At 40.5% G+C, this 24,915-nt stretch carries 24 protein-coding genes; 7 read left to right on the top strand and 17 right to left on the bottom strand.

The genetic code is table 11. The features are described 5' to 3' along the window. The first annotated feature begins 20 nt into the window (after positions 1–20). A complete protein-coding gene (pssA, locus tag MKZ11_RS10725) occupies positions 21–554 on the top strand; it encodes a CDP-diacylglycerol--serine O-phosphatidyltransferase (RefSeq protein WP_340794437.1) in 534 nt (177 codons plus the stop codon). A 24-nt stretch (positions 555–578) separates the two neighbouring features. Further along, positions 579–1,355 (top strand): archaetidylserine decarboxylase, encoded by a 777-nt coding sequence (gene asd / locus MKZ11_RS10720; protein WP_340794436.1) that lies wholly within the window; start codon positions 579–581, stop codon positions 1,353–1,355. Between the two features lie 64 nt (positions 1,356–1,419). Here the strand turns inward: asd and MKZ11_RS10715 are convergent, their stop codons facing one another. The 4 genes from MKZ11_RS10715 to MKZ11_RS10700 all read right to left on the bottom strand — a co-directional run bounded on the left by MKZ11_RS10715 (position 1,420) and on the right by MKZ11_RS10700 (position 5,465). Beyond that, positions 1,420–2,865, bottom strand: a complete 1,446-nt coding sequence (locus tag MKZ11_RS10715; protein ID WP_340796969.1) for a DEAD/DEAH box helicase — start codon at positions 2,863–2,865, stop codon at positions 1,420–1,422. Between the two features lie 190 nt (positions 2,866–3,055). Then, positions 3,056–3,748: an ABC transporter ATP-binding protein gene (locus tag MKZ11_RS10710; protein WP_340794435.1), complete on the bottom strand. Its 693-nt coding sequence runs from the start codon at positions 3,746–3,748 to the stop codon at positions 3,056–3,058. Positions 3,749–3,751: 3 nt separating this feature from the next. Next, positions 3,752–4,819, bottom strand: coding sequence for an ABC transporter permease (locus MKZ11_RS10705; protein WP_340794434.1), 1,068 nt, complete (start codon positions 4,817–4,819; stop codon positions 3,752–3,754). 232 nt (positions 4,820–5,051) lie between these two features. Further along, positions 5,052–5,465, bottom strand: coding sequence for a pyridoxamine 5'-phosphate oxidase family protein (locus MKZ11_RS10700; protein ID WP_340794433.1), 414 nt, complete (start codon positions 5,463–5,465; stop codon positions 5,052–5,054). Between the two features lie 104 nt (positions 5,466–5,569). Here MKZ11_RS10700 and MKZ11_RS10695 point away from each other — a divergent pair, with 104 nt between their 5' ends. Then, entirely contained in the window at positions 5,570–6,031 is a 462-nt protein-coding gene (locus MKZ11_RS10695) for a hypothetical protein (protein ID WP_340794432.1), read from the top strand. A 34-nt stretch (positions 6,032–6,065) separates the two neighbouring features. Here the strand turns inward: MKZ11_RS10695 and MKZ11_RS10690 are convergent, their stop codons facing one another. Genes MKZ11_RS10690 through MKZ11_RS10655 form a run of 8 tightly spaced genes read right to left on the bottom strand, consistent with a single transcriptional unit; the run spans position 6,066 to position 14,101 of the window. Next, a complete protein-coding gene (locus MKZ11_RS10690) occupies positions 6,066–7,040 on the bottom strand; it encodes a quinone oxidoreductase family protein (RefSeq protein ID WP_340794431.1) in 975 nt (324 codons plus the stop codon). Between the two features lie 14 nt (positions 7,041–7,054). Continuing rightward, positions 7,055–8,824, bottom strand: a complete 1,770-nt coding sequence (locus MKZ11_RS10685; RefSeq protein WP_445327045.1) for an acyl-CoA dehydrogenase family protein — start codon at positions 8,822–8,824, stop codon at positions 7,055–7,057. Continuing rightward, positions 8,817–9,575 carry a 2-phosphosulfolactate phosphatase gene (locus MKZ11_RS10680; RefSeq protein WP_340794429.1) on the bottom strand — a complete coding sequence of 253 codons (759 nt, stop codon included), beginning with the start codon at positions 9,573–9,575 and terminating at the stop codon, positions 8,817–8,819. Before MKZ11_RS10680 ends, MKZ11_RS10685 begins: the two co-directional genes overlap by 8 nt. Then, positions 9,575–10,636 (bottom strand): phosphotransferase family protein, encoded by a 1,062-nt coding sequence (locus MKZ11_RS10675; protein WP_340796968.1) that lies wholly within the window; start codon positions 10,634–10,636, stop codon positions 9,575–9,577. Before MKZ11_RS10675 ends, MKZ11_RS10680 begins: the two co-directional genes overlap by 1 nt. Positions 10,637–10,667: 31 nt before the next feature. Continuing rightward, entirely contained in the window at positions 10,668–11,531 is an 864-nt protein-coding gene (locus MKZ11_RS10670; RefSeq protein ID WP_340794428.1) for a 3-hydroxyacyl-CoA dehydrogenase family protein, read from the bottom strand. Further along, positions 11,518–12,102 carry a TetR/AcrR family transcriptional regulator gene (locus MKZ11_RS10665; protein ID WP_340794427.1) on the bottom strand — a complete coding sequence of 195 codons (585 nt, stop codon included), beginning with the start codon at positions 12,100–12,102 and terminating at the stop codon, positions 11,518–11,520. Before MKZ11_RS10665 ends, MKZ11_RS10670 begins: the two co-directional genes overlap by 14 nt. Then, positions 12,099–12,872, bottom strand: coding sequence for an SDR family oxidoreductase (locus MKZ11_RS10660; protein WP_340794426.1), 774 nt, complete (start codon positions 12,870–12,872; stop codon positions 12,099–12,101). Before MKZ11_RS10660 ends, MKZ11_RS10665 begins: the two co-directional genes overlap by 4 nt. Positions 12,873–12,874: 2 nt before the next feature. Beyond that, the gene (locus tag MKZ11_RS10655; RefSeq protein WP_340794425.1) at positions 12,875–14,101 is read right to left on the bottom strand and encodes an acyl-CoA dehydrogenase; all 1,227 of its coding nucleotides are present in this window, start codon (positions 14,099–14,101) and stop codon (positions 12,875–12,877) included. A gap of 671 nt (positions 14,102–14,772) precedes the next feature. Here MKZ11_RS10655 and MKZ11_RS10650 point away from each other — a divergent pair. Next, positions 14,773–15,582 carry a DUF2935 domain-containing protein gene (locus MKZ11_RS10650; protein WP_340794424.1) on the top strand — a complete coding sequence of 270 codons (810 nt, stop codon included), beginning with the start codon at positions 14,773–14,775 and terminating at the stop codon, positions 15,580–15,582. A gap of 89 nt (positions 15,583–15,671) precedes the next feature. On the opposite strand, the gene corA is transcribed toward MKZ11_RS10650, so the two are convergent. After that, on the bottom strand, positions 15,672–16,634 hold the full coding sequence (gene corA, locus MKZ11_RS10645) for a magnesium/cobalt transporter CorA (protein WP_340794423.1): 963 nt from the start codon (positions 16,632–16,634) through the stop codon (positions 15,672–15,674). Between the two features lie 171 nt (positions 16,635–16,805). Between corA and MKZ11_RS10640 the strand changes: the two genes are divergently transcribed. Further along, positions 16,806–17,132 (top strand): DUF5658 family protein, encoded by a 327-nt coding sequence (locus tag MKZ11_RS10640; RefSeq protein ID WP_340794422.1) that lies wholly within the window; start codon positions 16,806–16,808, stop codon positions 17,130–17,132. Positions 17,133–17,239: 107 nt separating this feature from the next. Here the strand turns inward: MKZ11_RS10640 and MKZ11_RS10635 are convergent, their stop codons facing one another. Together MKZ11_RS10635 and MKZ11_RS10630 are read right to left on the bottom strand one after the other, a co-directional pair. Next, the gene (locus tag MKZ11_RS10635; RefSeq protein ID WP_340794421.1) at positions 17,240–17,557 is read right to left on the bottom strand and encodes a spore coat protein; all 318 of its coding nucleotides are present in this window, start codon (positions 17,555–17,557) and stop codon (positions 17,240–17,242) included. Beyond that, a complete protein-coding gene (locus MKZ11_RS10630) occupies positions 17,554–18,045 on the bottom strand; it encodes a hypothetical protein (RefSeq protein WP_340794420.1) in 492 nt (163 codons plus the stop codon). Before MKZ11_RS10630 ends, MKZ11_RS10635 begins: the two co-directional genes overlap by 4 nt. 1,356 nt (positions 18,046–19,401) lie before the next feature. Between MKZ11_RS10630 and MKZ11_RS10625 the strand changes: the two genes are divergently transcribed. Then, positions 19,402–20,016: a YIP1 family protein gene (locus MKZ11_RS10625; protein ID WP_340794419.1), complete on the top strand. Its 615-nt coding sequence runs from the start codon at positions 19,402–19,404 to the stop codon at positions 20,014–20,016. Positions 20,017–20,174: 158 nt separating this feature from the next. On the opposite strand, the gene MKZ11_RS10620 is transcribed toward MKZ11_RS10625, so the two are convergent. Then, the gene (locus MKZ11_RS10620) at positions 20,175–21,491 is read right to left on the bottom strand and encodes a DUF4179 domain-containing protein (RefSeq protein ID WP_340794418.1); all 1,317 of its coding nucleotides are present in this window, start codon (positions 21,489–21,491) and stop codon (positions 20,175–20,177) included. After that, positions 21,484–22,002, bottom strand: a complete 519-nt coding sequence (locus MKZ11_RS10615) for a sigma-70 family RNA polymerase sigma factor (protein WP_340794417.1) — start codon at positions 22,000–22,002, stop codon at positions 21,484–21,486. The genes MKZ11_RS10620 and MKZ11_RS10615 overlap by 8 nt, the downstream gene beginning before the upstream one ends. Positions 22,003–22,427: 425 nt before the next feature. On the opposite strand from MKZ11_RS10615, the gene MKZ11_RS10610 reads away from it, so the two are divergent. Next, positions 22,428–24,632 (top strand): YhgE/Pip domain-containing protein, encoded by a 2,205-nt coding sequence (locus MKZ11_RS10610; RefSeq protein WP_340794416.1) that lies wholly within the window; start codon positions 22,428–22,430, stop codon positions 24,630–24,632. The last annotated feature ends 283 nt before the right edge of the window (positions 24,633–24,915 follow it).

The raw sequence follows: 24,915 nt of genomic DNA, 5'->3' as shown, positions 1-24,915 counted from the left end.
ATATTGATAGGAGGTGTACTATGTTTTTACCTGATTATGTTGAACATTCCAAAGTTAAAGCACAGTTAGCCAATGCAATTACTTTGATGAATCTTAGTTTTGGTGTTATTGCTATTATTCTAATTATAAAAGGCTTAGGTCATATGAGTTTACTATTCATCTTCCTTGCTGCATTATTCGATCGTTTCGACGGAATGGTGGCAAGACATTATCATGCGGAATCTCTTTTCGGCAAAGAGCTCGATTCGTTATGTGACCTGGTTTCATTTGGTCTGGCGCCTGCGTTATTAATTTACGAATCAATACTTTACGAGAAGCCACTGCTTGGAATCATTGTTACTGTTTTTTACGTATTGGCAGGTGCTGTTCGTCTTGCCCGCTTTAATGCAAGTGAGTTTGATGGCGCATTTTACGGTGTTCCAATTACAGCAGCAGGTGTTGTAATGACGTTAAGTTTCTTCCTCATTCCCTATATGGGAACATTATTTTTTGTCATATTAATGCTGATTATGTCAGTCTTAATGATTAGCAATATTCGTATTGCAAAAGTATAAATGAAATCTACAGGAGATAAAAAAATGAAAAAAGCACTATTTAAATCTTTTGTCGAGTTGACGGGAAATCCTTTTTCTTCTTCTCTTTTAAAATCGTTTACAAGCGCCCGGTTAAGTCGACCGTTCATCGGACCATTCAGCAGGGCTTATCGCCTCAATATTGAAGAAATGGAATATCCGATTTCCCACTATAAAAGTCTATCAGAACTCTTTACACGTTCCTTGAAAGAAGGGGCTCGTCAAGTGGACCCTTCTCCAAGCATACTTACTTCACCGGTGGACGGTATCGTAAGTGGAGTAGGAAGAATAGCTGCCGATCAAACATTTCTCATTAAAGGTCATCAGTACCGATTAAACGAAATAATGGGATCAGAAAGGAAAGCAGCTCCCTATAAAGACGGCTTCTACTATATCTTTTACCTATCACCCAGCCATTATCATCATTTCCACTATCCAGTAGCCGGGGAATTGGTTTCACGTTATGCACTTGGCGGTGTATCCTATCCCGTGAATAATTTAGGCTTACGCCTTGGACAAAGCCCTTTTTCTACGAACCATCGTCTTATTTCAGAAGTGAAGATGGATTTTGGAAATGTCGCGATTGTAAAAGTTGGTGCTTTAAATGTAAATAGTATACAGCTCTATAGTTCATCAAAAGAATGTATTAAAGGAAATGATTTCGGCTTTTTCAGTTTCGGCTCTACCGTTATTCTTTTTATAGAGAATAACTCACATTTCACGACGTCAGTTGAGTTAAATAGTGAAGTTCAGGTGGGACAACCCGTTGGTAATTGGATTTAGTAAACAAAAAAAGCAATTCTTGATCAGTGTATATGCTGATCAAGGATTGCTTTTTTATTGAAAATTATTTATTTGCTTTGTGCACTTTCAATAACTTTCCTTTAACGGTTGTCGTTTTCATTTCATTCAACACTAACTTCCCTTTGCCGTTTAGGATATCGATATATGTCACGGTGTCCTGGATTTTTATGATGCCAATGTCTTCTGCGGTTACGCCAGGGATATTTGTAATTGTACCGACAAAGTCAACTGCGCGAAGTTTTTTCTTTTTACCGCCATTGAAGTAAAGCTTCATGATATCTTTGTTCACTAATTCATTTTTATTCTTTTTCAATTCTGGCAGGCTTTCCAACTTTTCAGTGAAGGCTTCCTTTGCAGCGGAAACTGCTGCCTTTGAAGGTGCATTGCGCTGTTGAATCTCAAAACCGATATACGCTTCGATTTCATCTAGAAAGTGGTTTTCATTAGGCGTGACGAATGAAATCGCTTTTCCTCTTTTACCGGCACGTCCTGTTCTCCCTACTCTGTGCACATAACTTTCAGTCTCTACAGGAAGGTCATAATTGATAACATGCGTTATACTGTCGATGTCAATGCCGCGTGCAGCAACATCTGTAGCAACCAAGTAACGGAACTCACCGCGTTTGAATTCATCCATGACAGAGAAACGATCTTCCTGCATCATGCCGCCGTGGAGTTTATCGCAAGTGTAGTGCAGTTTTTCAAGTTGTTCAGTTACACTGTCTACCTGATCTTTTGTCCGGCAAAAAATAATACAGCTATCCGGGTTTTCGACTACAGTCACTTCGCGCAGCAAGTCAAATTTCTGAGGATCCCGTACGATAATTAGTGAGTGGTCAATTTGATCCGTCAGTGTAACAGTTGAAGCGATCTCAATATTTTCTGGATTGTTCATATATTTACTACTTAGTTTCCCGATTTTTTCCGGGAGTGTCGCCGAGAAAAGCATAGTCGTTCTGTTTTTCGGTAATTTATTAATAATCGATTCAACTTGGTCAATAAAGCCCATATTTAGCATTTCATCCGCTTCATCAAGTACTAGATAGTCGATTTTATCAAGCACAAGTGAACCCCGCTCAATATGATCGAATACACGTCCCGGCGTTCCGACAACTACGTGGCATTTCTGCTTCAGCTCTTCTTTTTGATAAGCATATGGAGATTTACCGTAGACAGCGGCAGCTTTAATACGCTTAAAACGGCCAATATTCGTAATGTCTTCTTTGACCTGATCTGCAAGTTCACGTGTAGGTGTTAAAATTAGCGCCTGTGGTTTATTCTCGTCCCAGTTCACCATTTCACAGATAGGGATTCCAAAAGCTGCCGTCTTCCCGCTGCCCGTCTGTGATTTAACTACTAAGTCATTTTTTTTAAGGGCCGCAGGAATCACTTTCTCCTGCACTTCAGTGGGTGAAGAATACCCAAGCCCGTCCAGCGCCCGTGTAATCTCCTTGCTTAAGTTATAATTTTGAAATGTCATTGTAATCAGCCTCTCATTCTAAGTGTATTATCTCACAAACAGGGACCATTCGTCAGTTAAGGGAGTATTATGATTTTTATTCCGAAAAGCGCTTGGAGTAAGACACCAGTCCAGGTTAAAAAACTTATTCCTTCTTATCTTTAAAAAATCCCATCATCCTTTTTAAAAGGATAACAGGAAGTTTCATTACTTACTTTCTTCAATAAGCTACTATACTTTTCTCATCTTCTAAAGTCAGTACACCATCGGTCATGTTATAGATCTTGTCACAATAGCCAACGAGGCGGATATCATGTGTGACCACAATGGTCGTTGTATTTTTATTCTTGGTTTCATTTTTCAGAAGTTCCATCACTTCATAGGCACGATCTGAATCAAGGGAAGCTGTTGGTTCATCAGCTAAAATAATAGATGGATTGCTGTATAGCGCTTTGGCGATTGCAACACGCTGACGTTCCCCCCCTGACAGATCTGCAGGGTATTTACCACGTAAATTGCTGATGCCCAAGTCCTCATATAACTCTTCCAGTTCTTTTTTGGTCATATTTCCTTTTTTCACTTGGTCTAATAATTTCAACTGATTGGCCACTGTCAAGAATGGAACTAGGTTGGACGCCTGTAAGATGAAGCCGATTTCTTTCAGTCGGATCTTTGAGCGTTCCTTTTCGTTCAGCGCTGCTAAATTCTTATCATTGATGATGACATCTCCTGAAGTTGGTGAGAGAAGGCCACCTACAATCGTAAGGAATGTGCTTTTCCCCGAACCCGATGGCCCAATAATTGCGATCAGTTCTCCTCTTTCAGCGAGGAAGTTCGTTTCCTTCATCGCTTCCACTTGTGTATGACCGCTGCCAAACGTCTTTTTGACTTGTTTTAATTCTAAAACTGCCATCATTTATCCTCCTATCGCTTTCAATGGATCGATTCTAACTATGGTAAGGACTGAGAATACTGCGCCTGCGATAGCAACGATAACTAACACCAAGCCATAGATAAGCATCGTTACAAGGTCAAAAGCGACAGGCACCGCGCTTGGTAAAAATGCTCCCGTTAATAACGCCAATCCAAATCCGACAGCTACACCAATTGCTGCCAATATAAATGTCTGTGCGATGACCGAACAGGACAGATACCTATTAGAGATACCTTGTGCTTTCATAACACCAAACATACTTATTTTCTGTACTGTCAAAACGTAAAGGAAGATTGCTACGATAACCGCTGAGATACCAAACAAGAAATAAATCATAAGATTCAATGTCAAATTCTGTTCCGTGTAACCTGGTAAATTACGTATGAATGTCTCAATCTCAATTGCTTCAAGCGAATCATTCTGAGTAATAGCCGTCGCATCACCTGTACGGACAACAATTCCATTTATACTTTCTTTGTTTAGATCGGCAGCTTCTCCGAATTTAACCCGTTGGAATGTGGAGAGGTCACCATAAAGCACTGGCGCTGCATTAAATCGTGCGTTGTCTGTAAAACCTACGATTGTTAACACTTCTTCCGAGGAAGATAAGTGCAATTCATCCCCCAATTTGAAGCCTTCTTCTTTTAATGAATCACCTGCAATAACCTCATTCGCTTCAGAAAACGCTTTACCTTCCGTCACTATCGGCATAATGAATTCATCTTTAAGAATGCCAAAAATAGAGACGTTTTTCTTTTCCTCACCATTGCCGGCAATGGCATTAATTTGACCGATTACAGCGATATCTTTGGCATCGACGTCGTCCACATCAGCAAGTGTCATCGAGGATTGAGACATACTCTTATCGGACTCATCAGTTAAAACGATTGATGTCGCTTTCCATTTGTCGACGGATTCCCGATTCATATTTTCCAAGCCGTTTGCCAGACCGGATAGAAAGAATACTAAATAGGAAACGAGCATTAAGACGCCGATGATTAACGTAAATCGCAACTTATTCTTTTTAATTTCATTCCAAGCTAAAAACATCATTTCACATCCTTTTATTTTATCTATATACTTTGAAGCGTAAGCACGAAGCGAATTTGAAGGAATTCTTTATTTCAATTTATATAGTAATATACCATAACTCTTCTCACAGCTGCTTTTTAAACAGCTTTGCAAGTTGCCCATTTTGCTAAAAAAACCGAGCACAGAAACCTCATGTTGATAAAGCTCGGCAAAGCAAAAGGTACCAGCTTTGAACGCCAGTACCTTATACTTAAAGTTCAATTATATGCGGTTCCTCACCTTTTTTATTCATCAATCGGATTGTCACCGGTTCAACTCTGAGTATGACGAGATTGGGGTCTTCTGGTCCACTAAACCAAGGTTTCATATGTTCATTCCATACTTTTTCCTTTAAGCTATCATCATCTGTAATGCTGACAGTTCCTTCAATTTCTAGAAAATCGTCTCCGAAACCTTCCCCATCGTAGCCGATTAATATATGTGTGTGGGGATTCGCTTCAAGTTCTTCTACCTTTTGCGTTTGTTTCGATGTTGCTGTATAAAGCGTAAATTCGTCATTGAAAAACGTCATGTACCGCGTATGAGGCTTATTTTGTTGAATCGTCGCCATCGTGCCGACGAAGCTTTCCTTTAGTATTTTTAGTGCAGTTTCTTTTGCATTCATAATGATCTACTCCCTTTTTCAATGTTATTAGAGTTTACCTCTCTTAGCAGGAACTTAAACAACGTTGAAGAAAGTAGAAATACAGTGGTCAAGGAAGTGAAAGTATGAGTTTGACGAAGAAAGGTTTTAAAATTACAGTTATATATGGAGTAATCTCCGGATTGGTCTTAGCAGCATTGCTGAAACTTGTGGAACTGATGACTCGCTTAAAAGTTTACACACTGTTATTAAACGTCGATTATATTCCTTTTGTCAACACGGTTGCTTTCCCAGAATTAATCGAACTAGGCTTCCATCTAATTGTCTCCATAGCATTGGCGGTTAGTTTATATCTGTTGATAATTTATAGAAAGATTCAAAATAAAAAACAACTCATTCTCGTATGTACTGCTGTCTGTTTCATCATAGGAGCCGCTCTCTTCCCTACGACAGCATTCTCAGACCGAACGCCCGACTCTAAAAGTATGCTGTCCTTTGCATATTGGATTGTAGGACACATACTTTATGGATACTTATTAGGGGTATTGTTTGCCAGACAAATCAATCAGCGGAAAGTTAGGTTCTAAGTTAACTTAAAACCCTACTTTCCGTTGATAACCATCATGGGATAAGTACTAGTTTCCCCATTGTTTTTCTTCCTTGCAACAGTCGATGTACATCTGCCGCCTCTTCTAAACGATAAGTCCCGCCAATTGTCAGCTTTAACTCGCCGCTTTCAATAAAACCAAGTAATTCCTTGAAACTAGCTTGATACATATCATAATTACGCATGATTTGAGGCAAGAAAAATCCAATCACCGATTGATTGCGACGCATTAATTCACCTGCGTAAAGGGCTGACTGTTCTCCGCTTGCTGCACCAAATACCACAATACGTCCAAATGGAGCCAGGCATTTAAGTGTATTGCGGAATATATCCCCGCCGACCATTTCAAGCGCAACGTCCACACCTTTGCCATCGGTCAGTTCACGGACTTTTAGTTCCCAGCCTTCTTCTGTGTAATTAACGAGATGATCTGCACCCATTTCTTTTGCATGTGCCAATTTCTCATCACTGCTTGCTGTCGCAATAATCTTGCCTGCCCCAAAGATTTTTGCTAGCTGGACCGCAATTGCACCAACTCCCCCTGCAGCTGCATGTACAAGAACCGTTTCCCCTTTTTGAAGGCGTCCCATTGTCTTCAAAATATGGTAAGCCGTTTGACCTTGTAGCGGCAACGCGACTGCACTTACAAAATCAACGCCGTCAGGTATAGGTGCGAGTGCCATCTCATGAATGGTCACATACGCAGCATATCCTGCCGATTCAATTAAAGCCACAACACGCATACCAGGTTTATAGCGTTTGACGTCTTTACCTACTTCCGTAATAACACCTGCAACTTCAGCCCCGGGAATGAACGGCAGCGGAGTCGGCACGACGTATTTCCCTTCGCGACGCGCTGTATCTGCATAGTTCACGCCAATCGCTTGCACTTCGACTAACACTTCTTGATCACCAATTACTGGTTTATCAATTTCTATTTGCTGTAACACATCCGCACTTCCGTATTCTTCAAAAATAATTGCTTTCATCTATAACTTCCCCCTTAAGATATATATTGCTTAGATTTGTTAATTGCTTTAGCAATATCCCTTTTTGTTTGTATCGAGCCTTCACGTGCAAGTTCACTCAATCGATTCATTACATCAGCAAGTGTTGTCTTACGTTTTTCACCCGTCGTCATGCCTGAAATCACTTTACGTGCCCTCATTTCAACTTCTAACAGCAAGTCGTCAATCAAGGCTTCTGACAGCTTCACCTTAAGCAACGATTTTTCTCCCCCATTTTTTGCGAGTGATTTTTCACTCCGTAATACAGCAGATTCAGCAGCGTAGAGCGCAATTGCAATGTCAGCCAGTTTCAAGAGAGTTTCCTGCTCATCTACAATACGAGATTGGAACGTTTCATAGGCAAGTCCAAAGGTGAGTAAAAACACATTGCGTATTGTTTGGATTGCTTTCTTTTCACGGGCAAATCTTTCATTCGATAGCCCGGTTGGTTGTTTCAGTTCTGCAGTAGCTCGAGCCACGAGATTCGGCAGTGGAACCGTTCCTTTTCCCACCTGTTGCAAGAGGGACATCGGTATTAGCAGGCGATTGATTTCATTCGTTCCTTCGAAAATACGATTAATACGTGAATCCCGATACACTTGTTCAACCTTATACTCTTTTATAAAGCCATAACCACCGTGAAGCTGGAGCGATTCATCGGCAACGTAATCGAGTGTTTCAGATCCGTAAACCTTGCTTACAGCAGCTTCAACTGCATACTCTCTCATACGACTTGCAATAAGTTTAATATCACGAGACTCATTTAATTCACCGAGTGCCTCTTCCAGATAGGAAGCAGTGCGGTATTGAAGCGACTCCGACGCATAAATACGTATTGCCATATCCGCGATTTTTTCTTCCGTCGCTGTAAATGATGCAATCGTTCTGCCAAATTGTTGCCGTTCACTTGTATAATCAAGTGCTAATTCCAAACTGTACTTTGCCGCCCCTGTACAGGCAGAACCAAGATTGAACCGGCCCAAATTCAGTACATTCAATGCAATATGATGCCCTTTTCCAATTTCGCCTAATACATTTCGGACAGGCACTTCGCAGTTTTCAAAAAACACAGCTGTCGTTGATGAACCTTTAATACCCATCTTCTGTTCTTCAGGTCCAAGTGCTAAGCCCGGAAAGTCCTTTTCAACGATGAATGCCGTGAACGCCGTACCATCTACTTTTGCATAGACAATGAAAGTATTGGAAAATGAAGCATTTGTAATGAATATTTTTGAGCCATTCAAGATATAGTGTGTTCCCTCGTCATTCAAAATTGCTGTCGTCGTCGCGGCTAATGCATCAGACCCCGCGGATGGTTCAGTAAGACAGTAAGCTCCGATAAATTCACCAGACGCCAGTTTTGGCAAATACGTTTCCTTTTGCCATGCTGACCCGAAATACGTAATCGGCAACGTTGCGATGCATGTGTGATTCGAATGCGCAACGCTATATCCGCCTGCAGCACCGACAATTTCACCTATGAGTCCCTTTGTGATTTTATCGAGTCCAAGCCCGCCATACTTCTCAGGAATACTATGGGCAATTAAGCCCAGATCTCCCGCTTTCCCAAGGAGCAACCTGACAAGTTCGAAGTCTCCTCCTTCTATTTGGTCGTTGTGGGGCCTTACTTCTTTTTCAATGAACTTCCTGGCGGTCTCTGCAATCAGTAAGTGTTCAGCCGTGAAGTCCTCTGGAGTAAAAATAGTTTCGTGTTGCGAAGAGCTGTGTAAAAATGAAGCACCGCGATAGGTTAGTTGATCAGTCATCAATTGCTCCATCCCCTTTCACAATCATTATTCCGTTATCAAATTCGGGTACGACGTCATTCATTCCTTTATCTGCAGAAAAGAAAATATCTTCCTCCTGATTCACTTTCATAAGCATTTGACCTGTTAAGGACGTTTTAAGTATTGAAACAGCATTTTCCTTCTTTCCTCTATATAGATAAAGTGCGGCTTTTGCAGAATCGGTCAGTTCCCAGGAGTCACTTCGCTGAAGTAATTCATCAATAAAATAGCCTGCCCCGTAAAAATCCTCCAAGGAAAGCTGTCTCATAGTTCCTGCACAAATTAAGATGATCGAATCATCCTTATGTTCAGTTGCGACTTTTTTGGCAACAGCATGTCCGTTAACCAGTGAAGCGGCATATACCTTCTTGGCGTTCGCGACAGTTCGAATGGCAACCGTGCCATTCGTTGTTGAAAGAATAATTGTTTTCCCTTCAGCCACTTGTTTAAGTTGGGTGGGAAGCGGATCGGCAAAGCCCTCGATGGTCAATCCATCAGATTCACCAGCAATAATCGTTGTCGTTTTTTCATGATTTCCGGCTACTTTTAATGCTTCCGCTTCGTCCATTACAGGGATAACTTCCTTTGCCCCATGGTTAAGAAGTGTGGCGATTGTCGTCGTCGCAAGTAAAATATCAAACACGACGGCCACTTTATGGTTATCAATCAGTTCTGGCAAAATAGCTTCTTTTTGAAGGATGACATGAAGTTTAGGTTGGGTTTTCATCATTATTTGGTCGCCCCGGTCATCGCTTGCTTCATAAGCGTCTCAACAAATTTATCCATATTAGCAAATCGCGGATCTTTTGTCTGCCCATTTTTATAGCGGTAGAAAATTTGTTGACAAATGACTGCCAGTTTAAAGTAAGCAAATGTACTATAGTAATTAATAGCTGTCATATCACGGCCACTCTTTTCCGCGTAGCGAGCTATAAATTCGTCCCGAGTAAAGAAACCTTTTTTAATTGTAATCGGCGGTTTGCCAAGGCCATTCAGTAACATGGCAGGATCATCTGCTTGCATCCAATAACTGAGGGCCGCCCCGACATCTGCCAGGGGATCTCCTACAGTCGCCATTTCCCAGTCAAACAATCCTGTCATTTCAGTATAATTAGATGAAAACATCCCATTATTTAATTTAAAATCATAATGAATGATTGTCGGTTCGGCTGATTCTGGCATATTCCATTGAAGCCAGGCCGTTAATGCCGCGACTTCAGGAATGTCGGACGTCTTCGCTTTTTCATAACGCCCAATCCAGCCCTGCACTTGCCTTTCCAAGAAACCATCCGGCTTGACCATATCGGCAAGTGCAGTTTTTTTATAATCAATTGCATGTAATTCAACGAGTTTATCGACCATGATTTCAGATATTTTCCGTCCAATTTCTTCAGTCATTTCAGTACCATCCGGAAAATCGGTATCGAGAACAATGCCGCTCCTTCTTTCCATGATGAAAAATGGACTGCCAGTAATGGATAGTTCATCCGAAAAAATAAGTGGCTTAGGTGCCGTATGAAAGACAGGATGAAGTGCTGAGAGCACATTAAATTCCCGCTCCATATCATGTGCTTTTGCGGCAACAGGACCGAGTGGAGGACGTCTGAGCACTGCCTGCCAAGTTCCCATTTCGAGTTCATAAGTTAAATTCGAATGGCCCGATCCAAACTGCCGGATTTTCAGTTCTCCTTCAGGTAAACCCTCAATGCTTCTTCGAAGAAATTCAGTCAAGATTTCGGCATCCAATTCTTCCCCACTTCGGACAGGTATTGTATCTATACTCGTTTCTATCAACCTTTTCACTTCCTTTTTTTAGTATCTATTAATACGTATAGAAACCTTGCCCCGTTTTTCTCCCTAAATGACCTGCTTTGACTTTATCCACAATACATGTAGCAGGCTTGTCTTCCTGATTGCCTGTTTCCGCGTATTGTTGTTCCATAACGAAATTGACAACATCCGCGCCAGACAAATCAATGACTTCAAATGGGCCCATAGGATGTCCAAGCGACTTTTTCACGATTATATCTATATCCTTAAAGTCGGCAATACCTTTGTCATAAAGTGCGATTGCTTCTTTATGAATTGCGCCTAATATTCGATTTGCGACAAATCCCGAAATTTCTTTTCGAAGGATAATGCCTGTTTTACCGATTTTCTCGCAAACTGCTAATGTCGTCTGTGCTGTTTCTTCTGCCGTTTCTTCACTCATAACGATTTCCACACACTCCATAACCAACGGCGGGAAGAAGAAATGCATATTGCAAACTCTGTCTGAACGCTCCGTCACTTCTGCCAGGTGCGAATTCACAATCGTTGAACTGTTTGAAGCTAAGATTGCATGTTTCGGTGTAAGACGATCCAGTTCCCTGAACAATTTCTGTTTACTAACTAGTTTTTCCACAATCGCTTCAATTACAAAATCTGCATCTTTCGCGGCTTCGTTTAGATTATCCGTGAATATGAGATTTTGAAAAGCAGTTTCCTTGCTACTCGCAGTTAACTTCCCACTTGCAACCCATTTATCCATACGCTCTTTCAAACTCTTTTCTGCATCTTTCAGTGCTTCACTATTTACATCCTGCAGTGAAGTCCTATATCCCCCAAGCGCGCACAGCATAGCAATTTGATGTCCCATTTGTCCCGCTCCAACGACAAGAATATGCTTAATTTCATTCGCACTCATCATTCATTCCCCCTATATCTATTCCGTGTAGGATGAAATCCATATACATAGTCGCAAGCTCTTTCGGAGATATATTACCGGATGGGTCGAACCATTCATAACTCCAATTTGTAACTCCTAAAATAGCAAAAGTAGTCATTTTAGGTTTTAGATTTTCTCGAAATTCCTTCTTTTCTATACCTTCCTTAATGATTTGCTCAATAGTAAGGTGGAACAATCTTCGTTTATCTTTTATAACCCTACTGTTTTCCTCTGATAAATGACGCATTTCCCTAAAATAGACACGAACATTGGAACCTTGCGTCTGTATATCATTTATGAGCATCTCAACAATTTCTGCAAGCTGCTTTCCACAACTTGCATTGCTGTTTAAAACCTTCTGTTGTCTACTTAATAAATCGTCGATATAACTAAGATGGATGTCCATAAGAAGTGTTTCTTTACTTGTGAAGTAATAGTAAAAAGTCCCTTTCGTCACGCCCAGCGAATCAACAATGTCCTGGACAGATGTTGAATTAAAACCTTTCCGTTCAAACAACTGAATGCTTTGTCTAGTAAGCTCTTCTTTCATAATGCACTCATTCCACCGTCGACTAGCAGAATATCTCCCGTCACATAGTCAGAAGCTTTCGATGCAAGGAAAAGAGCGACACCTTTTAAGTCTTCTTCTGAGCCTAAACGGCTTAACGGTGTGGAATTCAAGATATAATCATGCCCTTGTTCAATTGTGACTTTCGACATTTTGGTTGGGAAAAATCCGGGTGCAATCGCATTGACGTTAATATTGTGCTGGCCCCATTTAGCAGCAAGATCTTTCGTAAACGTAATGATCGCCCCTTTGCTTGTGTTGTAGCCAATCGTATCCATAAAATTCGGATGCGTCCCGCCAAGTCCCGCGACGGATGCGATATTAATGATCTTTCCGCTTCCTTGCTCAATCATGACTTTGCCCACTTCCTGACTCATCAAAAAAGTGCCATTGACGTTTACGTCCATTACTTTTTTCCATGCCTCGTAGGGCATGTCAACAACAGGTGCACCCCATGTCGCTCCGCTGTTGTTGACAAGTATGTCTATCGTGCCAAATAGTTTCTTCGTCTCTTCCACTACTCTTTTTACGTCTACCTGCTGCGTGACGTCACATGCTAGTCCAATCGATTGGACACCTAATGCTTCCAGTTCTTTACTCATTTCAATACACGCTTCAACATTGCGTGAACACAGCACAACATTTGCACCTGCTTCCGCAAATCCTTTTGCAATCTGTGACCCAAGTCCTCTGCCACCACCTGTAACAATTGCTGTTTTCCCTGTTAATCTAAAAAGGTCAAGTACTGTCATAATTAGTTCCCCTTTCCGTGAGTTGCATATTTTTTAAGTTCCAAACGTGCGATTTGATTGCGGTGTACTTCATCGGGTCCATCTGCGAGACGCAACGTTCTTGAATTCGCCCACTGCGCCGCCAATGTATAATCTCCGCTTACGCCCGCTCCACCGAATGCCTGAATAGCGCGGTCGATTACACGCAGTGCCATATTTGGCGCGGTCACTTTAATCATTGCGATTTCTGCTCTCGCTTCTTTATTTCCAACCGTATCCATCATGTAAGCTGCTTTTAACGTCAAAAGGCGTGCCTGTTCGATATCAATGCGCGATTCTGCAATCCATTCCCGAATGACGCCTTGTTCAGCAATTGATTTACCGAATGCAGAACGTTGTTGGACACGAATACACATTTCTTCAAGCGCACGTTCAGCAGCGCCAATTAACCGCATACAATGATGAATTCGGCCAGGTCCTAGACGGCCTTGCGCTATCGCGAATCCTTTCCCTTCACCCCACAACATGTTTTCAGCTGGTACACGAACATTGTCAAATGTGATTTCCGCATGTCCGTGAGGGGCATGATCATAGCCAAATACGGAAAGCATTCTTTCTACTTTTACGCCTGGTGTATCGAGCGGCACTAAAATCATCGACTGTTGTTCATGTTGTGCAGCAGTCGGATCATTCTTACCCATAAAAATCGCAATCCTACAACGCGGATCGCCCGCGCCGGAAATCCACCATTTACGCCCATTTAATATATACTCGTCCCCGTCCCGGATAATGCTTGACTGGATATTTGTTGCGTCACTTGAAGCGACATCTGGTTCTGTCATTGCAAAACATGAACGGATTTCGCCATCTAAAAGCGGTTCGAGCCATTGTTTTTTCTGCGCTTCCGTACCATATCGGACAAGCACTTCCATGTTTCCTGTGTCAGGTGCACTGCAGTTAAATACTTCCGGCCCCATTAAAGAACGGCCCATAATTTCGCAAAGCGGGGCATAATCCACATTGGTAAGACCCGCACCCAGTTCACTATTCGGGAGAAATAAATTCCAAAGACCACTTTCGCGTGCTAACGCTTTCAACTCTTCCATAATTGGTGGATTTTGCGTCCAGCGATTTTCCTGTGCATTTAACTGTTCGTCAAAAGTCTTTTCATTTGGATAAACAAATTCCTCCATAAATGCCGTCAACTTCTTTTGCAATTCAATCGTCTTTTCCGAATATGAAAAGTTCATTGTCATCATCCGCCTCTCACTCTATAAACCAAATTTATACTAACCGGTCGGTATGTTCATAATATACTGATTTATTAATACATTAACTCTCCTCTCTTTAATAATCAAGTGTGTTAATTTCGTAAATACCTTTTCCAAATAAAAATGCGGAAATTTATAAGATTACTTGCTTCATTGTTCGTAAATATAAAGTTCTAATCTCGTTGATTGTAGCGAAAGCCGTCACGAAGAACGGCTTTTGCGATCAAAAGCGAAGCGTTGAGAGCAGTAAACAGATGCCTACGCTGTCCGATTGGCTGATGCCAACCCGCGGAAAGCAATCTCGTTCGGATTTTAAGGCCGGTTGTTCTATTATGAAATTGACTCAAGTAGGTAAAGATTCTTAATTTGAAATCATTGGGTCCCCACTTGTTAGTTGTATATGCCGTATCGCTGGTGGCATTCACGAAGTGCCAAAGCATGGAGTATGGGAAACTATTCATTTCAACTTAATACAGTTTTCGGATTGCTTTTCGTTTTGATAGACGTTGCAAAAAATGGCATCCCAGCTGCATTTTCATAACAGAAGAGCTTATTTGTTCCAGATACCTATCTCTTATTCTCTGCATACTTTTTTTCATAAACACTAGACCTAACTCATACGAATAATAGTGGAAAGAGGAGGTCACTTTTTGGATAAATCGTTTCAAGAGGATGCACTATTTGAACTTCATTTTTGGCTACAAATTTTGGGAGACCATAGCCGTTTCATCCATGATTCCTTATCGCCCAGTGAAATTGAAAATATCAAGATTTCGAATACGTTCATAGAGAAATTCGACCAACTGCTTACAACTTCTAGACAGCAATTAGATGAGCAACAACTTCTCACCCTGCTTCAGAATGCAAAAATGGCAAGTGAGGAAATTCGTACATTTAAATTGCAATTAATTCAGGAACAGTTAATCGGAAATATAAAAATCTCTTTACCTCCATCCTTCATCAACCATATGGTCAATGAAGTAGAAGAAGCGATCCGTCTCTTTTCCTATTTGGAAAAAGGACAGATAGCACCGGCCGTCCACCCGCTCCATCATGATTTGCTTTGGTTACTTGACGCCGCCGGTCATGCAGGTGCCATTGACGCAAACCTGGATCGAGTTGAAAAACCACTGCATGAGAAAAGCCGTAAATTCACAAAGGAATGGGAAGATTTCTATTTGAAAGCAATAGAACTTGCTGGTTTCTTACGAACAAACATCATGAAATTCCCTGCTTTAGAAAAGTTCCATAATGATGTTCATTTGGAAATGACAATTTTTCAAGTGTTTTTGCAGGAATTAGAAGAAATGGAACTGAATAAAGAAGCGCTGGGAACTTTCACTGCACTTATGGCTGATCATATGGCTCGAGAGGAAAGTTATTATTTAATGAAATTGGCGGAATCAGCCGGAACGCCACCCCCGACAAGTAATCCTGCAAAACCTCGAATAGAAGCATAAAAATGGTTAACAAAAAAAGGTACCAGTATTCAGCACGATTAAAATCGTATTGATCGCTGGTACCTTTTGCGATAACCGTATAGGGGACTTCAAGATTTAAACATCCTCAGCCAACCCTTATATTTAAATAATGTCAACATAGCTAGCCCAATTACAAGCATGACGCTTAAGGCAATGATATAGCCATAGCGCCAATGAAGTTCGGGCATGAAGTCGAAGTTCATGCCATACACACCCGCAATGAATGTGAGAGGTATAAATACCGATGATACAATCGTCAGTATCATCATAATCCGATTCATTTGATTGGAGTTTATGGACAGTTGGCTGTCTCTAATATCTGCAGTTAGTTCCCGGTTGGATTCCAGTATATCACCGAGCCGCAATAGATTATCATAGATATCACTAAAGTAAGCTTTCTCATTTGCTGATAACGTCAGCGATTCGGAACTAATCATCCGGTGTAAAAGATCGCGCATCGGTATGATTGTCCTTCTTAGTCGAAGCAAGTTGCTGCGGACGTCGAATACAGAATCCATGGATAAATGAACGGTTGACGGTGCAAGACTGTCCTCAATTTCATTCAGATGATCTTCAATTTTATGAAGTACTGGAAAGTAGTCATCCACAACTTTATCGATTATTTGATGTACAACGAAGATATGTCCCTGTTTCCATTTATTTGGAGTATCAATAATCCGATTCCTAGCATTTTCTAACTCTTGAATTATTGAATGATGAAAGGTTATAACATAGTTTTTCCCCAGAAATAGATTCAACTCTTCGGCTTTTAGATTATTATTGCACAAAGAATGTAATACAAAAAAAGCATATTCTCCATAAAAATCTACTTTTGGTCGTTGCAGGCCGTTCAAACAATCTTCAATAGTAAGCGGATGAAAATGAAAAAATGAATCCAATAAGATGATTTCTTGTTCATCAGGCTGATTGAAATCAATCCAATACCACTTGAATCGTCGGATATGAATATCGTTTAGCGGAAAATCAAAAATTATTTCATTTTCTTCAGAAAGTCCTATCGTCCGAATCATCCGAACCCCTTCTTTCTTTCCAACATCCCCAGAACCTACTGTTTAGTACAGTATACGAAAGAAAACACATTCTCCGCATCTTTTTGCTCTTTTTAGAGGGTTTAATCGCTTTAAATTTCCCCATCCTAGTTTTACGACACTTACTCTAGTCGGAGAGGAGGAACCCATAACATGAATGCGAAGCTTTTCTTTACAAGCCGTCATAAACTATTCGTTCCGGGGATTGCCCTTTTACTTTTAGCCACTGCCGATTCCTTTTTCACCGACTTCGGCATTCAACAAAAACATATTACCGAAGCAAACCCGCTAATGCGCGTCATTTATGATTGGAGTATTTTGGGGTTCTATACCATTAAAATCTGTTTACCGTTAGTATTGCTAATTATATTAACGATGATTGAACCCAGACGATATTTCCAGATTTTAATCGTATCCAGTCTTCTTCTTTATAGCTTTGTATTTTTCAAGCATATTTTATGGATTTCTTTAGTTTTATGAATCATAAGATTTATTCACCAGATTCGATACTCCAACTTATAGAGCTTGAAAATAAACACCACCTAATCGGAGTTCAATTAAGTAGTGTTTACTTCGGCATGCTTGTCTTATTTCAGCTGCTGTCTATAATCAGAGAACTCCTGCTTAAGTGCCGCGATCTCTTCCGGAGCCGCCGGGGAAAACGGGCTCCAGCCATGCTGGAACTGCAGGTCTAACAACTTGCGATGTTGTTGGGTTGTTTCCTTAAGCAGGTCTAAAAGTAACGAATAAAACATCTTCTGACTCACTTCCTGCAAAGTAGTTACATAACTGTTAGTCAAGTTTTTTTCGGTTGCTAGTGCGGCGCTTAACAAGTCATAGTCATTGACTCCAGTCTTTTGTGAATGTGGGGTCTTTTGGTTTTCACTTTTTTTTGAAGAAGTCACTGAGCATTACCTCCATTTCCCTCCAATAGAGTTAACAATTTATCATACTGCGACAAATGCAATTGACCCGCTTCTTCGAACTGACACTTTAAATCAGGCAACTGACTGTTTTGAGCGGCTTGCCGGTATTGTTTCACTGCAAGTAAATTAGCGCTCAGCAAATTTCGCAAAAAGCCGACTTGTATTGTGGATAATGCTTTCGGAGGCTCAAAATAAATGGAAGATTCCTTCGCTATTTCTGGTGTTTTGGGTGGCGCTTTTTGTTCTTGCGGCTGTGGATCGCTAGGGGTTGATTGTGTCGGCTGTTTCGGATCCGGTTCTGCTTGAGTTTGTGTTTGCTGTGATTCTTCTTTTACTGGCGGTTGCTCCTGCGTCGGTGCTGATTCTTTTTTCTGACTTTCTTGTTGTTGAAGCTGTATTTGCAGTTCGAGCTGTTGCAGTTGAATTTGCAGTTGTTTTAATTGCTGAAGCTGTTGTTCAGATTCCACTCTTTTCTCTCCTCTCATAAAATTTGTAGTTAGTATGATTCCGGCGATAGGAAATATACGATAGGACATCATTTATTTTTACGTAAATTGTAAATATGTAAAATTTTCTTAGCAGTATCCACCCCTCGTTATTTCGGATTCCGACATTGTAAGTCTTTTTTTAAAAAAATGAAATCTATTTGATGTACTAATTATAATGAACAAATGTATCTGGCGTATGCGGTTTACAAGAGCTTTTGGGAGGCTAATGAAAAACCTCCACTAATTAAAGCTAATTGGAATTCCCACTATTACCGCTTCGACGCTTTGTGGATGCCTCCCGCGATAAGCCAGAAAGGAGACCACTTGGGAGGGATTGAACTGCATCCCTCCTTAGTCTTATCGCTCCGGCTACCACGAAGACGCGTCTGCGCTGGATAGTCTATTTGAGAAAGCGCATTTCGTTTTCGGGGATAAGACCTACAACCTGGAGTGCCATAAATCGATTGAATGTGAACAACGAATGGCCCAATACATGAGGAATGAATTAGAAATCCTACTAATATCGCTTCGACGCTTTGTGGGTGCCTCCCGCGATAAGCCGGAAAGAAGAGCGCTTTCAGTCTTATCGCTCCGGCTACCACGAAGACGCGCCTGCGCTGGATGGTCTATTTGAGAAAGAGTATTTCATTAGCTGTGATGAAATCTACAACCCAGAGTGCGTCTTTCTTGACTATAATTATATATGTTGAACAAATGGATCCGGTGTAAAAACTGAGCGAAGGCGCCTTAACAGGGGTAGCCGAAGCCATAAGACTGGCGGCGAAGCTGCTTGGCTTATGGCGGGAGGCATCCCCTAGCGCCGTAGCGGTTCAATGGAGTTCTTTAATTCAATATATAGTATCGAATAGTAATCAAATTATAATCTCGGCATATACATCTTAAAATCACATTTCTCCCGATAATGAACACCTTAGCGCAGGCGCGGCAAAGGGGTCGCCGAAACCGTAAGACTGGATGCGAAGCGATAATCCAGGCTTACGGCGGAAGGCATCCCCAAAGCGCCAAGCGTTCTTAAATACACACCCCGAATTATAACTCTTTCATTATTGAGTGCCACAGCAGCTTCAATCGGATTCTTTATTTGAGCATATATAGTAAAGTGAATTTTTCCGGAATCTCTGTATAACAAACAATTTTAGGAACAACCAATAATTTTTCTTTCTACTTTAGTAAAGAGCAGCAGGAAAACAGTTGTTTTATTTTATAAACACGGGAGTCTAGAGAGTTGACCACAAGAGTGCTTGCAAAATGAGGACAAAATAATCGGTAATACAATTTCTGATGGAGCGTATACTAGTAAAAAGGAGAATTTAAGTGAATCCATTTTTCTCAATTTGGACTCAGCCAAGCAAAACGATTCGGTATATAATTGATCATAAATCAATTGTATACTCATTCATGCTTATCTCCATTTCCGCTCTTGCAAATAGTATATTTGCATTTGCAGACTTAGGTTTTTTTGAAAGTTTCAACTTACCAACCACAATCGTTCTCATTCTTTTTATCGGCTTACTTTCAGGACTCGCCGGATGGGGAATTGCAATAGCAGCTTATACATGGATCGGCAAAATACTAGGCGGTACAGGGACAATGCGAAAAATGAGTCTTGCAACCGGCGCTAGTGCAATTCCTGCAATTTGGACAGCGCCTATAGGAGTAATTGCAATTTTCTTATATGGCAAGCAGCTTTTTGACGCACCAAGCGGACCGTTCGGAACAAATATGTCTATTGGCTTTTTCTTCTTACAAACGTGGGTCGTGTTGGGAGTCTCTATCTTTGCGCTTATAGTTCAAAGTAAGGGAATTGGGATTGTCCATAATTTTTCCTCTTGGCGTGGATTTGGAACAATCGTATTATTTTCTGGCTTCATGTTTATTATTTCAATTATTATTCTCATATCCTTGTTTTCGCTCTTTATTTATACCTGATCTAGTTATTTCCGATTCCATAATAACGAAAAAGCCATTCCGCAGAGGGAATGGCTTTTTGCATGTCTAAATCGGTACGAACTCGATTGATGATTTCCTGCAATTAACCTAAAATGAATGCTCCTTATTGGATAGCACTTTCACTTAATTTGAACACATCACTCATGCAATTCGATGTCAATGTCACCATTAATATAATTCGGATAAGCAAAGAAATCGATTCTCAGCGGCTCGGCAAACTGAGCTTGCGTAAAGCTGATGCCATAATAGTTATATTCAGTGTCTCTCCAAGCTGATTGACCAGTTGTTTCAATACTTTCTCCATTTTCATTTTCAACTGACGAAAATAGGAAAAAGTTGAATTCTTCCTTGCCCGCCGGCATCCGGATTTCAATGTTATTTTGTGTAATTTTTGAAACTTCGATTTTTCCGACTGAAGGTTGTTTCAATACTTTCTTCGTTTCCACATCTACAAGCAGAAATGATTCTTCCTTCGGCAAAGCTTGGATTTTATTAAACTTGAAATGAAGTTGTTTCGGCTGTTCAAAATAATTACTTTGCAAATAAAGTATTTGCTCATTTTCTCCTGGGCCCAAACCATTTACGCCATTTTGGATTTTACTCCAAACTTCTCCTTTTTCATCTTCAATCCGCATGTCTTCAAAATTCAATATTTTCATCGCATTCAATTCGTCAAATGCAATTTTCACTTCAACTCGCAGTGGATGGACCGTGACTGATAGGATCATTATTTTTTGATTTTCAACTTCGACTTTTTGATTTACTGTATAAACTTTTCCTTTTTTCACATCTTGCGGCACATTAAAAGGCAGTGAAAAAGTAGTTTTCTGAGTATTATCTACTTCAATTTCCAGTACAAAGTCCTGTGTGGCATATTCTTGTTTACCGTTAAATAAAAAGTTAATCACATCTTCTTTACGGTTGTCATGCTTTTGATCGGGTTCGTTATATGACATAGCGGCGTAAGGAATTTCCTCACCGTTTTGGAACAACTTAATCTTTTTATAGTTAATTTGTTCGAGCGAAAAGGGTGCTTCAAGTGTATAGGAAATGACCATTCCTGTTTCATCCAATATAACGCCATCAATTGTGATTGTCAGATCATCCTTCATCTGGCTGGCATGAACGGATTGATAGTAATCATTATCCACAATTGCTTGCATCCCTTTATCATATTGAAGAAGCTCGATAATTTTCCCCATCCCAGGTATTGCAGAAACGGCATTTGCAAATGCTGGCGAAATTCGGATCGTTGTTGCAAAGGCAAGAACAAGTATGGCAACAGTTGCAAATGACCATATGAATTTCCTCCTCTTCCGTTTCATTTCTCGGACATCCGCTTCAGCTATATGAACACCCATTTCGATTGCTTTATTCAATTTGTCGGCTTGGATGGGCACTTCCTCCAGTTTCGCTCGATACGCTTCCAACTGCTTTTTTTCATGTTCAAACATGATCTGATTCCCCTTCCTCTGAAAGGTATTTTCGCAATGCTTTTAATGCATGATGCAATCTCGATTTGACCGTTCCTTCCGGTATGTTCTCACTGACGGCTATGTCTTTATTTTTAACATCTTGAAAATACTTCAGGTGAATCAATCGTTGTCCCGCGTCTGGTAACTTGGAGAGGGCTTCTTCGATTTCAAGATGTGTGAAATTGAGTTCAGCTTCGATTTCATATAATTCTTGGCTAAAGGTAAAACGCTGTTTATATTTTAGTTGGTCTTGGCAGTAGTTCATCATGATTCTGACAAGCCAAGTCTTCATATACTTTGGCTCTTTCACAGTATGTATTTTTTTATAGGCGCGCACGGTTACTTCCTGAAGTGCTTCTATGGCATCATGCTCATTTTTCAAAAATGAAAAAGCCGTTCGGTAAAGCGTTTCTTTATAAAGAGCCATCAGCAATAAAAACGCTTGTGTATCATGTTTTTTAGCTCTTTTCGCTAGGTCGATTTCATCCATACAATCCCCCTTTTCAACCGTTCTTATGAATTAGACACAACAGCATATGAAAAGGTTCATTTTACTTTAAGTTAAGGCAGACATCCTCAATAGTACTTAACCTCTGTATTCATTAGAGACGTTTTTATAGAATAATCGTAACAGGCTCACCCCCTCTTAACTTGTTGTTTCAGCTTTCTCGGGTATTTTATGCTCACACTTTGGGAAACATGGGACAGACAGGACTATTACTATCCAAATCAAGTAAGTCGACGTTGAGAACAAGCTGTCAATCAGAATTTCAGTCGTTTACATAAAAAGATATGCGTTGATATATGTTTGCTCTTCCCTCACCCCCTCCAACGACTTAATATTTTCCTCATAATATTGAATAATTGAATTAATAAAAGGGAAAGTGAATTACAAGATTATAGGGAGGCGATTCTATGAAGAATGCATGGGGAATATTTACTTCAGACATCAAAAATACAAGTAAGAATTGGATGGCAGCAATTCTTATAGGCGGACTTATTTTCCTCCCTTCCCTCTATGCATGGCTAAATATCATCGCATCATGGGACCCTTATTCACAAACCAGCCAAATGCCAATTGCAGTTGTCAATGAGGATAGCGGGGCAACTGTACGCGGAGACCGAATCGATGTTGGAGAACAGCTTGTTGAAACATTAAAAACGAATAAGGATATGGGATGGATATTCACTAACAGGAAGGAAGCGATGGAGAAAGTGGAGTACGGTGATTACTTTGCCGTCATTATTATTCCTGAGGATTTTTCCGAAAAGTTGTCTTCCGTCATTACCGATAGACCCCAAAAAGCAGAAATGGATTATTTTGTTAATGAAAAGATTAATTCCATTGCCCCGAAAATCACTGAAAAAGGCGCTAGTGTTATTGTAGACCAAATGAGTGGAGAATTCATATCGACAGTAAATGGCGTCATTTTTACTATTTTCAATGAAATAGGCATTGAAATTGAAAATGACTTGCCGGACATTCAAAAATTTGAGCGGTATATTTTTGATTTGGAAAAAAATCTACCTGTTATCAATAAATTGCTGAACGAATCATTAACCGATACTAAATCTGCACAAAAGATCATTCGTAAAGCGCAGAACCTAATGCCTGATGTTCAACGGTTAACAGCCGACGGGCTTTCGAAGCTCAATAGCACCGCAGACTTTCTTACGAAGGCTGAAAAAAAACTGAATGAAATGGCTCCGAAGATAAACAAAGATTTAAAGACCGTACAAGAGATTTCTGCCGAATCCAATGACTTTCTAAAGAAAGTTCAATCTGTTGACCTTAATTTCACTGAATTGGAAAATGTAAAAAAACAGCTTGAACAAAGAATGCTACAAGCAATTGATACAGTTGGAACTGTCGAAGCGGATTTAAAACTTCTTAGCGACATGAATGCTTCGCAATCCTCTCCGTCAACAGACGAAGAATCTTCTGCTATTACTTCTTTTAGAGGGCAAGAGCAGCTTGACGAAGCCATTCAAAAAACTGCAGTCCTAAAAAGTTACCTTCAGGAAATTCAAGGAAATGTGCAAAATGTCAACGCAATCGTTCAAGGCAAACAGCAGCAATTTAAAGAAGCTATTGACGAATTGCAGAAAATCGCTGCTACTACTTCTATCAAATTAGATGCATTCATTAAAGAATATAAGCAAACAATAGAACCTCGGGTACTCGCTGAAATTGGAAACGCAAAGAACACAGTGCTCGAAGCTAAAGGAATATTAAATGGTATTCATTCGACCCTTCCTGAGGCCATTCAGATTATCAGTAATACAGACGTTCATGTCGGCGATGGAAAGAAAATGATTGAAACTGTCCTTGGGGAATTTCCTTATGTTAATGACAAGGTAAAACAACTTGCAGAACGTATCCGAAAAGTTCAAGGCGAAGTGGAAATCAATGAGATCATACAGCTTCTCCAAAATGACCCGCAAGCGGAACGTTCCTTTTTTGAAGAACCGATCGTTTTGAATGAAAATAAATTATTCCCTATTGAAAACTACGGCACAGGAATGACCCCTTTCTATACAGTGCTCTCCATTTGGGTCGGCTGTTTATTGCTCATTTCCTTACTTGCAGTTGACACAATGCAAGGTGACAATTATATCGTTAAGGAGATATATTTCGGACGTTTTCTCACGTTTTGGGCAATTGGATTTCTCCAGACCTTGATTGTGACGATCGGAGACATCGTCCTGATTGGTGTAAAGGTCCATAATCCATTTTGGTTTGTCGTATTCGGGCTATTTATCAGCCTTATTTTCGTTTCAATTGTCTATACACTTGTTTCCGTGTTTGGGAATGTTGGAAAAGCCCTTTCCATCATTATGCTTGTTTTGCAAATTTCCGGATCAGGCGGGACTTATCCAGTTGTTTTACTACCGGAATTTTTCCAATTTATTAATCCCGCGCTTCCATTCACATACGCCGTTGACTTAATGCGTGAAGCAGTGGGCGGAATCGTCTGGAGAAGAGTAAGCATCGATCTTATATTCTTAGCAGGTGTCGGTCTAGCATTCCTGCTATTCGGTACTTTCCTGAAAGAACGGATAAATAAAAAAACAAAGCATCTATTGACCAAGTCCAAGGAATCAGATCTGTTTCACTAAACACCCATCCAACGCAATGTATCCCGTTGAATGACAATGGTTAAGATTGATCATATATCAACTCTGACCAATCATATCCCACAGAAGACCGGAAGTACGATATAGAAGTGGCTAAAACAATCCAAGTTTGTGGAAAAGGTATAAAAGCAAGAAACGGAACTCCTCTACGAGCTTAACTGCGCAGGGGGTCCCGTTTCTTCTTTCTACATCGTCTTATCCTCCGCCCTTTTTAAAATGGATGAGCAGATGGGCATTTTTTCTGAATAGTGTCAAATTTGACTTG

The organism is Sporosarcina sp. FSL K6-1508 (genome assembly GCF_038007465.1).
Classification (GTDB): domain Bacteria; phylum Bacillota; class Bacilli; order Bacillales_A; family Planococcaceae; genus Sporosarcina; species Sporosarcina psychrophila_B.
The sequence above is the reverse complement of the archived record's forward strand: the minus strand, read 5'-3'. Positions and strand labels throughout refer to the sequence as shown.

What these genes read in the sequence shown, in the direction of transcription:
- pssA (WP_340794437.1), top strand. Translation starts at nt 21, where the DNA reads ATGTTTTTACCTGATTATGTTGAACATTCCAAAGTTAAAGCACAGTTA.
- asd (WP_340794436.1), top strand. Translation starts at nt 579, where the DNA reads ATGAAAAAAGCACTATTTAAATCTTTTGTCGAGTTGACGGGAAATCCT.
- MKZ11_RS10710 (WP_340794435.1), bottom strand. Translation starts at nt 3,748, where the DNA reads ATGGCAGTTTTAGAATTAAAACAAGTCAAAAAGACGTTTGGCAGCGGT.
- MKZ11_RS10705 (WP_340794434.1), bottom strand. Translation starts at nt 4,819, where the DNA reads ATGTTTTTAGCTTGGAATGAAATTAAAAAGAATAAGTTGCGATTTACG.
- MKZ11_RS10700 (WP_340794433.1), bottom strand. Translation starts at nt 5,465, where the DNA reads ATGAATGCAAAAGAAACTGCACTAAAAATACTAAAGGAAAGCTTCGTC.
- MKZ11_RS10695 (WP_340794432.1), top strand. Translation starts at nt 5,570, where the DNA reads ATGAGTTTGACGAAGAAAGGTTTTAAAATTACAGTTATATATGGAGTA.
- MKZ11_RS10690 (WP_340794431.1), bottom strand. Translation starts at nt 7,040, where the DNA reads ATGAAAGCAATTATTTTTGAAGAATACGGAAGTGCGGATGTGTTACAG.
- MKZ11_RS10685 (WP_445327045.1), bottom strand. Translation starts at nt 8,824, where the DNA reads ATGACTGATCAACTAACCTATCGCGGTGCTTCATTTTTACACAGCTCT.
- MKZ11_RS10680 (WP_340794429.1), bottom strand. Translation starts at nt 9,575, where the DNA reads ATGATGAAAACCCAACCTAAACTTCATGTCATCCTTCAAAAAGAAGCT.
- MKZ11_RS10670 (WP_340794428.1), bottom strand. Translation starts at nt 11,531, where the DNA reads ATGAGTGCGAATGAAATTAAGCATATTCTTGTCGTTGGAGCGGGACAA.
- MKZ11_RS10665 (WP_340794427.1), bottom strand. Translation starts at nt 12,102, where the DNA reads ATGAAAGAAGAGCTTACTAGACAAAGCATTCAGTTGTTTGAACGGAAA.
- MKZ11_RS10660 (WP_340794426.1), bottom strand. Translation starts at nt 12,872, where the DNA reads ATGACAGTACTTGACCTTTTTAGATTAACAGGGAAAACAGCAATTGTT.
- MKZ11_RS10655 (WP_340794425.1), bottom strand. Translation starts at nt 14,101, where the DNA reads ATGAACTTTTCATATTCGGAAAAGACGATTGAATTGCAAAAGAAGTTG.
- corA (WP_340794423.1), bottom strand. Translation starts at nt 16,634, where the DNA reads ATGATTCGGACGATAGGACTTTCTGAAGAAAATGAAATAATTTTTGAT.
- MKZ11_RS10640 (WP_340794422.1), top strand. Translation starts at nt 16,806, where the DNA reads ATGAATGCGAAGCTTTTCTTTACAAGCCGTCATAAACTATTCGTTCCG.
- MKZ11_RS10620 (WP_340794418.1), bottom strand. Translation starts at nt 21,491, where the DNA reads ATGTTTGAACATGAAAAAAAGCAGTTGGAAGCGTATCGAGCGAAACTG.
- MKZ11_RS10615 (WP_340794417.1), bottom strand. Translation starts at nt 22,002, where the DNA reads ATGGATGAAATCGACCTAGCGAAAAGAGCTAAAAAACATGATACACAA.
- MKZ11_RS10610 (WP_340794416.1), top strand. Translation starts at nt 22,428, where the DNA reads ATGAAGAATGCATGGGGAATATTTACTTCAGACATCAAAAATACAAGT.